This window comes from Pueribacillus theae, assembly GCF_003097615.1.
Taxonomy (GTDB): Bacteria; Bacillota; Bacilli; order Bacillales; family UBA6769; genus Pueribacillus; species Pueribacillus theae.
Map to the genome: position 1 here is coordinate 21,697 of NZ_QCZG01000038.1, position 11,168 is coordinate 32,864.

Annotated in this window: 10 protein-coding genes; 5 read left to right on the forward strand and 5 right to left on the reverse strand. The window is 39.7% G+C overall.

What is annotated here, in order from left to right; genetic code table 11:
* The first annotated feature begins 116 nt into the window (after positions 1 to 116).
* The gene (locus tag DCC39_RS15040; protein ID WP_116555721.1) at positions 117 to 1,475 is read left to right on the forward strand and encodes an FAD-binding oxidoreductase; all 1,359 of its coding nucleotides are present in this window, start codon (positions 117 to 119) and stop codon (positions 1,473 to 1,475) included.
* Between the two features lie 81 nt (positions 1,476 to 1,556).
* Positions 1,557 to 1,691 carry a hypothetical protein gene (locus DCC39_RS19695; protein ID WP_276309929.1) on the forward strand — a complete coding sequence of 45 codons (135 nt, stop codon included), beginning with the start codon at positions 1,557 to 1,559 and terminating at the stop codon, positions 1,689 to 1,691.
* 68 nt (positions 1,692 to 1,759) lie between these two features.
* Here DCC39_RS19695 and DCC39_RS15045 read toward each other — a convergent pair whose 3' ends face one another.
* From DCC39_RS15045 to DCC39_RS15065, 5 genes are all read right to left on the reverse strand, one after another.
* The gene (locus tag DCC39_RS15045; protein WP_116555722.1) at positions 1,760 to 2,236 is read right to left on the reverse strand and encodes a DinB family protein; all 477 of its coding nucleotides are present in this window, start codon (positions 2,234 to 2,236) and stop codon (positions 1,760 to 1,762) included.
* Positions 2,237 to 2,378: 142 nt separating this feature from the next.
* On the reverse strand, positions 2,379 to 3,284 hold the full coding sequence (gene tagU, locus DCC39_RS15050) for a polyisoprenyl-teichoic acid--peptidoglycan teichoic acid transferase TagU (protein WP_133243494.1): 906 nt from the start codon (positions 3,282 to 3,284) through the stop codon (positions 2,379 to 2,381).
* A gap of 94 nt (positions 3,285 to 3,378) precedes the next feature.
* Positions 3,379 to 4,593 (reverse strand): glycosyltransferase family 4 protein, encoded by a 1,215-nt coding sequence (locus DCC39_RS15055; protein ID WP_116555724.1) that lies wholly within the window; start codon positions 4,591 to 4,593, stop codon positions 3,379 to 3,381.
* Between the two features lies 1 nt (position 4,594).
* Entirely contained in the window at positions 4,595 to 5,311 is a 717-nt protein-coding gene (locus DCC39_RS15060; protein ID WP_116555725.1) for an N-acetyltransferase, read from the reverse strand.
* Positions 5,312 to 5,353: 42 nt separating this feature from the next.
* Positions 5,354 to 6,475 (reverse strand): DegT/DnrJ/EryC1/StrS family aminotransferase, encoded by a 1,122-nt coding sequence (locus DCC39_RS15065; protein ID WP_240613667.1) that lies wholly within the window; start codon positions 6,473 to 6,475, stop codon positions 5,354 to 5,356.
* A 146-nt stretch (positions 6,476 to 6,621) separates the two neighbouring features.
* On the opposite strand from DCC39_RS15065, the gene DCC39_RS15070 reads away from it, so the two are divergent.
* The 3 genes from DCC39_RS15070 to DCC39_RS15080 all read left to right on the forward strand — a co-directional run bounded on the left by DCC39_RS15070 (position 6,622) and on the right by DCC39_RS15080 (position 11,090).
* A complete protein-coding gene (locus DCC39_RS15070) occupies positions 6,622 to 7,650 on the forward strand; it encodes a Gfo/Idh/MocA family protein (protein WP_116555726.1) in 1,029 nt (342 codons plus the stop codon).
* Entirely contained in the window at positions 7,647 to 8,987 is a 1,341-nt protein-coding gene (locus DCC39_RS15075; protein WP_116555727.1) for a nucleotide sugar dehydrogenase, read from the forward strand. The genes DCC39_RS15070 and DCC39_RS15075 overlap by 4 nt, the downstream gene beginning before the upstream one ends.
* A 396-nt stretch (positions 8,988 to 9,383) precedes the next feature.
* Positions 9,384 to 11,090: an S-layer homology domain-containing protein gene (locus DCC39_RS15080; RefSeq protein WP_276309930.1), complete on the forward strand. Its 1,707-nt coding sequence runs from the start codon at positions 9,384 to 9,386 to the stop codon at positions 11,088 to 11,090.
* Positions 11,091 to 11,168: the final 78 nt, after the last annotated feature.

The following is an 11,168-nucleotide window of genomic DNA, read 5'->3' on the forward strand; positions in this document are numbered from 1 at the left end:
TTAAGCTGGTTTTTTGCATGGTATGGTAGAATTAATTAAACGTTTGATTAAGTTGAATTTCTTTTCGGATAGGCATATTATAAGCAAAATAAATACGTATGTAGGAGCTGTTTAATGTGAATCTCATTGAGGAATTGAAAGAGAAGCTTGCACCTGACCGTGTCACAACGAATGAAACCATTTTGGATCAGCATAGCCGGGACGAGTCGTATCATACGCCACGTTTGCCGGAGGTTGTTGTGTTTCCAGAGAGTGCCGAAGAAGTGAGTGAAGTGATCAAGCTTGCGAATCAATACAAAACACCAGTTATACCGTTCGGGCTCGGTTCCAGCTTGGAAGGGCATGTCATTCCGCCTAACCGAGGCATGTCAATCGACTTCTCACTCATGAACAAAGTACTTGAAGTGAGGGAAAATGATTTTCTCGTTAAAGTTCAGCCAGGCGTCACCCGTTCACAGTTGAATAAAGAATTGAAAAAGTACGGCCTGTTTTTCACAGTGGACCCAGGTGCAGATGCAACACTTGGCGGCATGGCAGCAACAAATGCTAGCGGAACAACGTCAGTAAAATATGGCATCATGCGCGACCAAGTCCGCGACCTTGAAGTTGTCCTCCCAGAAGGGGAAATCATCCATACAGGCAATCTCGCTGAGAAATCATCGTCAGGTTACCATTTGAATGGAATCTTTGTCGGTTCAGAAGGCACCCTCGGATGCATAACAGAGCTGACGCTCAAAGTGTATGGCATTCCGGAACATATCATGGCGGCAAGAGCATCCTTTTCAACCGTTGACGATGCGGTCAATGCGGTTGTCGGCATTTTGCAAGCCGGAATCCCTATCGCAAGAGTCGAACTGTTAGATGCATTTTCAATGAAAGAAGTCAATCTCTACAGTGAAACAAACTATAACGAACAGCCAACCCTTTTTCTCGAATTTCACGGCAATGAAGCCGGCTTAAAGCAAGACATCGAATTTACAAAAGACATCGTCCTGGACAACGGCTGCACAGCAATCGAATTCGAAACAGACACAGCCGCACGGAACCAGCTTTGGGAAGCAAGGCATAATGCCGCTTACGCATACATTCATGGCAACCCCGGAAAGAAACTGATGGTAACCGACGTCTGCCTTCCGATCTCACATCTCGCCGGCGCCATTAAAGACGCAAGAAAAGCCGTCGAAGAATCAGGCCTTGTCGGCGGAATCGTCGGGCACGTTGGGGATGGCAACTACCATATCCTGCTTATGATTGACGTAAATAATAAAGAAGAAATACAAAAATCTGAAATACTTAATGAATGCATCGTGGAATACGCCCTGGCAAGAGGCGGAACATGCACTGGAGAACACGGAGTCGGAATAGGCAAGCAGAAATACCAAGAAAAAGAACACGGCCCAGCACTTGAAGTCATGAAAAAATTTAAAGCTGTGCTTGATCCGAACAACATCATGAATCCGAATAAAATTTTTTAATGGCGAAGGCGCGAGACGTTTGCAACATCATCGAATAACTTTTAAAACGAGAGACAAACTAATTGAAAAAGTGGTGATAATATGCAAACAAATCGAATACTTACAGTGAGTTCTGTCTTATCAAGCATCTTTAGTTTCATAATTATTTTAATGACGATTTACCATAATCATACTGTTAAAGAGATGTTGATGGAATTAAATGAGAAGAAGCTTTGATCCAAACGATTAATTAGAATGCACAAAAAACGTTAGCTCTTCAATGGGCTAACGTTTTTTCAAAGTAATTATTTTGCAACTTTTTGAAGTGCTCCGATTGTCCCCTGATGCATGCCTTCATGATATGTGACGAAGACAAGCAAGTCGCCCACCGTTTGAAAATCGATGCCAACGAGTGAGAAAGGCTTAGGAAGCGGATCTGACAATTTGCCGGCATATCTTTCTTTCAATTGCTGGGGCTGTGCTTCAAGCGCTTGGACAATATCGTCGTATGTAGGCGTTTCATCGTTCCAGTCTTTGGGGCTTGTGCCATTTGAAAAAGATTGATTAAATGGCTTCGGCAGTAAAGGTTTTTCTCCAGCAGGAAAATTCATAAGCTGATCGCAAATCGCGGCAATATGTCCTAAGTTCCAGCGAATATTGTTGTTGAACCCTTCAGGAATCACATCAACAATAGTTGGGTTTTTCTCAGCAATTTTCTTTGCGGCCCCCAACGTATTTTTCCTCGCTTTTTCAAATATCGTAAATAGCATGTCTTCATTCATTTATAAATCCCCCTCCAGTTAAATTTACTTTCCTGTCCATTGTAAAATTATCCGAGAATTCCGTCAAATATTAACTCCCATCTGACTGGTAATCAAACGTTTAATTAACCCCATAAAAAAACAGCGCAAGCCAATCGCGCTGTCAGTCAATCTCCAAATGCTCTTTCAATTTTGCAGTAATTTCATTTTTCTCTTCATCTGAGACGATATAGTAGTAAATACCATTGATTTTCGTTCCTGAGCCTTTTACTTCAAATTGCTCTGTATTGCCGAGAGCCGCCCGGTAATTTTTCTGGATGGCTTTCATTTCATCGAAGGTTAAGTTTGTTTTTACATTTGTTTCCAACGTTCCTAAGACGTCATTGAATTTCGTTATCATTTTAGGGCTTGCCCCTTTTTTAATAATGGCTTTAATAATTTGCTGCTGCCGTTCGTTTCGTCCAAGGTCGCCTTTCGGGTCGCCTTTGCGCATTCTTGAATAAGCGAGCGCGGCATCTCCATCCAAATCAACCGAGCCTTCAGAAAATTGATAGCCCCCACTCTTAAATGCAAGTTTATTATCTACTGTTACCCCGCCGACCGCATCAACAATCTCTTTAAATGCTTCCATATTCACTTTCACGTAATAATCAATTGGAATGTCAAGGAAGTTTTCCACAGTTTCCACCGACATTTGCGAACCGCCGAACGCATAGGCGTGGTTGATTTTATCTTCCGAACCGCGGCCAATGATTTCTGTTCGCGTATCACGCGGAATGCTAAACATAATCATCGATTCTTTTTTCGGATTAACGGTAATCACGACCATTGTGTCAGAACGCCCGCGGTCGCCAGGGCGTTCGTCGACACCGAGCAATAGAAATGAAATCGGATCTTGGCTGCTCGTATTAATTTGTTCTGCTCGCTTGTCGGAACTGCCACGATCGATGGGCTCATGAATATGTGAAGCTGTATCTGTGATCGACTTATACAAGTAAAAGGCATATCCCCCAAAAGCTAGTGCAATTACCCCGGCAATTGTCCCTAATATAATTAACGCTTTTTTCAAATTAGATGAGCTCCTTTTCAAATTAGCTTAAGATTGGCGTGAGGCTAACTTTCGTGTTTTCCCTGAAGGTACAGGGAAGTTTTTTTGAATTTACTTATCCCAAATTATTGATTACTGTTTCTAGCTTAGCCGTCAGCTCTTTGAAATCAAATTGTTTAGCCGCCTCTAAACAATTCTTGCAATACGTATCATATTGTTTTGAGCTTGATGTACTTATTTCAATAATTGCTTTAGTAAGTGCTTCAGGTGAATCCGGTTCCACTGTTATTCCGCAGCCATACGCCTCTATTTTATTAAATGGTGTCGGGATGTTCGACAAAATCGGTTTGCCGGCAGCAAAGTAGTCGAACAGCTTATTCAAACTCACGCCATACTTATAAATTGATAAGTTTTGGCTTGTCACAATATTCAAATCTGCTTGGCTTAAAATAGACGGAATAAATTTCTTTTCAACTTTTCCATAAAATGTAACATTTGATAAATTATTCTCTGCCGCAAATTGAAGGAGCTCATCTTTTTTATAACCATCTCCGAAAAAATGGAATTGTACCGTGTTGTCCTTTTTATCTTTGAATATTTTAGCGGCTTCAAGTATTTGATCAAGTGCATTTGCGATTCCCATTGAACCCGCATAGACAACATTAAATGTACCGGGCTTTTTGTCCAGATGAAATTTAAAGTTTTGTAAATGGGCATTGAATTCTTCTAAATCTACCCCATTATTAATGTAGCTTACACGTTTATATGGAATATCATGTTCTTCCAAATATTTCCCGCCGCCAGGCATCGTAAAGATTAAATGATCTGCTCTTTGGTACATAAACCTCTCTAATGTGTACAATGCTTTTGCGATGAGACTTTTTTCTTTTATTCGTCCCATTCGAATTAAAGTTTCCGGCCATAAGTCGCGTGTCTCAATGATTAATTTCGAATGATATTTTTTAGCTAATGCGTACCCTATAACCCAGTTCAACGGATGGACAGACGATGCATAGATTACATCAGGCTTTTGTTGCTTTTCTTTTCTTTCATGTTGATATGCTCGAAAAGAGAACTCCAATATATTTTTTAACCTGTCTTTCCCATTGCCATTGTAATCCCTTGCCTTAATAAAGGAAAATAAAATCCCATTTATTTCTTGGTTCTGACGCGTTTGTTTAGCTGAAAAAGTTTGCTTGATTTCAGGATAGGAAGTGCTTGCACAAATAATTTTGACACGATAGTTTTTTTTGCTTAGTTTTTCGGCAAACTTATAGTGTCGTCCTTCATAAGGTTTTGCATAATGATTAATGATCCAGATCGTTTTCATTTTATGACTCTTGATTTCTTAGTAATTGGTTGCCGTTTACTTTCGAAACTTCCTTTGCAGGCGAGCCCATGACTAAGCTTTCTTTCTCGACATCTTTTGTAACAACACTTCCTGCTGCAATTGTCCCATCTGCCTTAATCGTTTTTCCCGGCAGTATCGTTGCGTTTGCCCCAATCCTTCCGCCTGTTTCTACTGTTACCCCTTTGAATTTATCAAGTCGTTCCTTGCTTCTTCCCATAAAATTATCATTCGTTGTAATTACCCCTGGTGCAACAAATACATAATCCCCTATGTTAGAGTAGGCCGTAATATAACAGTTCGTCTCTAATTTACAGTACTCTCCGACAACACAGTCATTTTCAACAGCAGCCCCACGCCCAATAATTGTATAATCACCGATTGAAACACGTTCTCTTACGGTGGCTAAATCAGCAATAAATACATTGTCGCCAATTTTACAATGCGCATAAATAATTGATGATGTTCCTATGGTGACGCCTGAACCGATTTCAGAAGGCGGCAAATCATCCGTTGCTGGCAAGATTGATATTTTAGCACGAGTAGGCTGTTTGCCAATTACGGCATTATCCTGAATAGTGACATTGTCTCCAATGCAGGTCCCTTTATAAATGACAACGTTATGACCGATTGTGACATTTTTTCCGAAGGTTACATTTTCTTCAATGGTAACATGATTCCCTTTTGTTACGTCGTTCATTACATGGCCTCCTAAAGCGGTTAAAATTTGGAGATGCAATCCTCATGATTTGGAGTGATAAAATTCTTTCATCGTTTTAACGATATATGTCAAGTCTTCTTCTGCTAATTCAGGGTATATGGGTAGGGACAAAACTTCTTTTGCCGCCTTTTCTGCTTCTGGGAAGTCGCCCTCTTGGTAGCCTAAACTTTTAAAAACAGGCTGTACATGCAGTGGGATTGGGTAATAAACCATGGAATCGATCCCTTTTTCTTTCAAGTAGCTTTGTAACTCATCACGATGTTCAACCCTTAACGTGTATTGATGGTATACGTGGTAATTGCCTTCCTTTTCGATTGGCGTTTTCACGTAATGGGGCGATAGTTCATTGAGGTGCTCTGTATAGTAAGATGCATGAGCCCGGCGCATTGAGTTGAATTCATTTAACTTCTTAAATTTAACGTTCAAAATAGCCGCTTGCAATTCGTCAAGACGGCTGTTATACCCTAAAATATGATGGAAATATTTTGGCTTGCTGCCGTGAACTCTAAGAATACGGCTCTTTTCTGCCAGCGCGCGATCGGATGTAACAATCATCCCGCCGTCACCATATGCACCTAAGTTTTTTGTAGGGAAAAAACTATAGGCAGCAGCTGTGCCAAGTTCACCCGGTTTTTTTCCGTAATATTCCGCACCTATTGCCTGGGCTGCATCTTCAATAACAATCAAGTTGTATTTTTGAGCAATGTCCATAATTTCTTTCATATCAGCCATCTGGCCGTATAAATGAACAGGCATAATTGCTTTTGTTTTGTCTGTTACCGCTTGTTCAATTTTTGCTGCATCCATATTGAACGTAGCAGGGTCAATATCGACAAAAACCGGGGCAGCCCCGGCCCTTGCAATGGACCCGGCTGTAGCAAAAAAGGTAAATGGCACAGTAATGACTTCATCTCCCTCTTTGATACCGGCAGCTTGGAGGGCGATATGCAGCGCATCTGACCCGTTCCCCACACCAATCCCATACGCTGTGTGGCTGTAATGTGCAAGATCATCTTCCAATTTCTTTGCGTGATCGCCTAATATGTATTGGGACGAACTGAGTACGTTATCAATCGTTTCCAGCACTTCGCCTCTCATTGAGTGATATTGTTCCGAGAGATCTAACATCGTTATACGCTTCATTGATTATTCCCCTTTATAAAAATCCTGTATAATAATGGAGACAATGCTCAAAAATTGTTGAGTACTTTCTATAAGCATTATACTTTAAGAAAATGCAAATCGCATCCAACAATAAAAAGATTTAATCGTTAGAAAGAAGGATTAAGATGAACTTTGCAATTATTGGCTGCGGCTTTATCGCAAAAAAACATGCTCATTCAATTCGGGAAATAGAAGGAGCCAAATTGGTTGCAGTATGCGATAAAATACCGGAGAATATGATGTTTTATGTGAAGGAATACGGGGCAAGGGCTTACGAAGAGATGAATGAAATGTTTCAAAAGGAAAACATAGATATCGTTTGTATATGTACGCCGACGGGTTCACACGCTCCTATCGCCATTCAATCCGCCCATGCAAAAAAGCATATTATACTTGAAAAACCAATTGCCATGACATTGGAAGAAGCCGATCAAATCATTGAAGCCTGCCATATGAATCAAGTGAAGCTGTCGATCGTACATCCGAATCGCTACCGTCCGGCTGTACAAGAGCTCCGCAAAATAATGGATCATCACTTGCTTGGAAAAATAAGCCATGCCAATGCAATGGTCAATTGGAATCGAAATCAAGAATACTATGACCAAGCGGCGTGGCGCGGAACGAAGGAATTTGATGGCGGTGCATTATTAAACCAAGCGATACATAACGTTGATTTGTTGCTTTGGTTTATGGGTGAGGCAGAAGAAGTTTATAGTATGCAAGCAACCCGAATTAGAAAAATTGAGGCTGAAGATGTGTCAAATGGACTTGTCCGCTTTAAGTCAGGGGCACTTGGACTCGTACAAGCGTCGACAACTGTATATCCAAAAAATTTCGAGGAGTCCATTACGATTTTCGGTGAAAAAGGAACGGTGAAAATAGGCGGGCCGAATGCCGTTTATTTGGAGCATATAAGGATCGACGGAATGCCAGAAGAGGAGGCACATGCTTTGAAAGTTAAGATTGAAGCTGATCCATGGGGTGTACCGGGACATCAGCGCATTATTGAAGAGATGATCGAAGCGGTGAAACAAGATGCAACACCGGCTGTTTCAGGCGAAGAAGGCAGAAAGGCATTAGAACTCGCCCTGGCTTTTTACCGTTCTGCCGAAAAAAACCAGCCCATCGCAATCAGGACAGGAGACAGCATATGAAAACTTCCGAAATAGCAGATAATCTATTTGTAAAAAAGCTAATGGATAGACTCAATCATAAAACAGCAGTCATAGGGGTTGTCGGCCTTGGCTATGTTGGCCTTCCGCTAGCTGTTGAAAAAGCAAAGGCAGGCTATCGCGTCATAGGCTTTGATATTCAGGAAGAGCGTGTAAGAAAAGTTAACGAAGGGATTAATTATATTGGGGATGTGGTTGACGAGGATTTGGCAGAAATCGTTAAACATCAGCGATTAAAAGCCACCACTGATTATTCCTTCATTAGGGAAGTTGATGCCGTAGCGATCTGTGTGCCGACACCATTAGACATGTATAAACAGCCAAATACATCCTATGTTGAAAACTCAGCAAATGAAATCGCCGCACATTTGCAAAAAGGCATGCTTGTCGTTCTTGAAAGCACAACCTATCCGGGGACAACAGAAGAACTTCTGAAGCCTATATTAGAGAAATCCGGCCTTACTTGCGGCGTTGACTTCTTTTTAGCCTATTCACCGGAACGAGTCGATCCGGGCAATAAGCAATTCAACACGAAAAATACACCAAAGGTGGTAGGCGGGGTAACGGAGAACTGTACGCAAGTGGCTGCCGCAATGTACGAAAATGTCCTGGAGGGAAAGGTCCACCGGGTTTCAAGCCCTGCAGTCGGCGAAATGGAAAAAGTATTGGAAAATACGTTCCGTAACATTAACATTGCCCTTGTGAATGAAATGGCGATCCTCTGCAACAAAATGGGGATTGACGTATGGGAAGTCATTGATGCGGCGGCAACAAAGCCGTATGGATTTATGCCGTTTTATCCCGGCCCGGGGCTCGGGGGGCATTGCATTCCGATAGACCCATGGTATTTAACATGGAAAGCCAGGGAGTACAGCTATCATACAAAGCTGATCGAAATAGCAGGCGAGATCAACAATGACATGCCGGACTATGTCATCAAAAGGGTGATGGAAATATTAAATAAGGATGGAAAAGCGCTAAATGGTTCTCACATTTTAATTCTGGGCGTCGCCTATAAAAAAGATATCGACGACTGCCGGGAATCGCCGGTCTTTCCTATATTGGACAAGCTTGATAATGGCGGGGCAAAGTGGACGGTGGTCGATCCGCATATTAACGAATTCTCGTTTAAAGATAGAAAGGTTTTTCCCGAGCCCGCCATAACAGCAGATATGCTGGAACGGGCAGATTTGGTTCTTATCGCCACGAACCATACGGCCTTTGACTACAAGGAAATCGCCTTACACGCAAAAGCCGTTTTCGATACGAGGAATTCAAGCGAAGAGTTATGTATCAATCCTAATTACTATAAATTGTGACGGTGCCTACAATCAGGTAAGTTTTTAGCATCTATTATAAAAGGTCACTTTAGCGTAATCGCTACAAGTGACCTTTTATGGGATATATTCCCGTTAAGCAATGGGAAAAACCTTTATTACATGTTGAAATCGGTAGCGTTGCATAAAACTTTTTTAATCGCATCAAATGACTAACTTTTTGCAATGATTGGTTCCTGTCAATTTTCTGATACAGTGGGTTTCCCATTACACATTCGATTAGTCGAACAATACCTTTTTAATAGGTAAATACTACCAATTAGGTTAACGATATGGTACTATTAATTTAAAATATTTATTGAGTTAGATTATTCTAAAAAAGGAGAGTGAAAGATATTGCAGAAAATTAGTTTTATAGTTTCATTATGTTCACTTTTTTTGTTCACTTTTTTAGTATCAGATGTTAGTGCAGAAACAACGTTCACTGATGTAAATCAAAACAATTCGCACTATGAGGGAATAATGCATCTTACAGAAAAAAATATTATTAATGGCTATACATTAAAGGATGGAACAAAAGAGTATAGACCTGATAAAGAAATATCAAGAATACATACAGCAGTCCTGTTTAAAAGAGCGTTGGAATTACCAGTGCCGAAAGATGTGAAAGAAATCCTTAAAAACTTTAAAGACATTAATTCTTCACATGATTATGCTAATGAAATTGCAGCTACATACGAAGCAGGTATTTTTAAGGGTAGTAATGGATACTTCAATGATAAGAAGCCACTAACGAGGGAGCAGATGGCATCCGTACTTGTTAGGGCATTTCATTTAGACAAAATAAATAATAACGATAAAAACGTGAAGGTAAATCTTAAAAATGTAGATCCTTCACATCAAGCTAATCTTCAAATACTGGCTAATCTTGAAATTACCAATCAATTAAAAGATTTTCGACCAAATCAAATGGTAACAAGAGGTCAATTTGCTACTTTCTTGTATAGGACTATGCAAGTCACTGGTGATTTAAAAGATACAACAATAGTGAAAGTACACCCGATTAACGATATTGTTGTTACCAAGGGTGAAAAAGTAGTTCTTCCAGAAACAGTAACAGTAACTTACAATAATGGAAAAAATGATGACGTAGCTGTAAAGTGGGATACTGAAAAGTTTGATTTCACACAAACAGGGACTTATGAATTAATTGGTAAAATTAAAGGAGCTGATGTTACTGCTTTAATCGTTGTGGTAGTAGAATCCGAATTAGAGAAATATAAGTTCCTTGAAATAAACACTAATTATGTTTCACCTGATAATAAAATGACTGTAAGAATAAATAGTATAGATTTTACAGAACATGAGGGTCATAACTCAGTTACAATCAATTATACAGAAAAAAATGATACTAAGGACCAGGTAATTACTTCAACAGGATTTAAAATTTTTTTTAAAAACGGCAATTCGGAACCGCAATATGGATTTTTTAATAACCTTTATCCAGGTCAAGAAATCGACCGATCCTATACTTTTAAATTTTTGAAATCTGAGAGCCCCTTTTTTATAGAATACGCAGACGATAACTTTTTTACAGATAAACCACTGGAGGGCTCCCTAAAGTGGAAAATAGCGGAAAGGGCAGAACAAGAGGTACAAAATGAAGAACCAAAAATTGAAGAGCCATCTAAAATTGAGTTACTAAACAATGAGTATGATAGACATCAAAAGGCAATAGGTGAAATAAAAGAAAAGAAGGACGAATACGTAAATTCAATAGAAAATAAAATTAAGCAAATCAGAAGAGAAAGTCCAGTAGGTTACTATAGTGATTATGAATACGAAAAGTTAATTGGAGATTTATTGCGAGAAATGAGTGGCCTTCAATCTAAAATTGATTTGTTAGCTTCTGATAATTCCTATGCTGCACAAACCGAACGTAAAAAGTTAGAAGAAGAATTATCTAAAATAAATAGTGAAATGGAAGAAATACAGATAAAACGTCAAGCGCAACTTCGGATTCAAAATTTAGAAGATATGTTGGATAAATATGAGAAAGAGTACAAAAATCAAATAGATCAAGAATATAAATTACATGAAAGTAATTTAAATAAAATAAAAAATGGAATGAATCCCTTTGACTGATGGTCTGAGGGTTTTTATTGTGAAAAGAAAACCATACGCTAGGCGTATGGTTCCGGAAAGCTTTCAGCGATGTATCAA

Coding starts and splice junctions, on each gene's coding strand:
- DCC39_RS19695 (WP_276309929.1), top strand. CDS start 1,557: ATGCAAACAAATCGAATACTTACAGTGAGTTCTGTCTTATCAAGCATC.
- DCC39_RS15045 (WP_116555722.1), bottom strand. CDS start 2,236: ATGAATGAAGACATGCTATTTACGATATTTGAAAAAGCGAGGAAAAAT.
- DCC39_RS15055 (WP_116555724.1), bottom strand. CDS start 4,593: ATGAAAACGATCTGGATCATTAATCATTATGCAAAACCTTATGAAGGA.
- DCC39_RS15060 (WP_116555725.1), bottom strand. CDS start 5,311: ATGAACGACGTAACAAAAGGGAATCATGTTACCATTGAAGAAAATGTA.
- DCC39_RS15065 (WP_240613667.1), bottom strand. CDS start 6,475: ATGAAGCGTATAACGATGTTAGATCTCTCGGAACAATATCACTCAATG.
- DCC39_RS15070 (WP_116555726.1), top strand. CDS start 6,622: ATGAACTTTGCAATTATTGGCTGCGGCTTTATCGCAAAAAAACATGCT.
- DCC39_RS15075 (WP_116555727.1), top strand. CDS start 7,647: ATGAAAACTTCCGAAATAGCAGATAATCTATTTGTAAAAAAGCTAATG.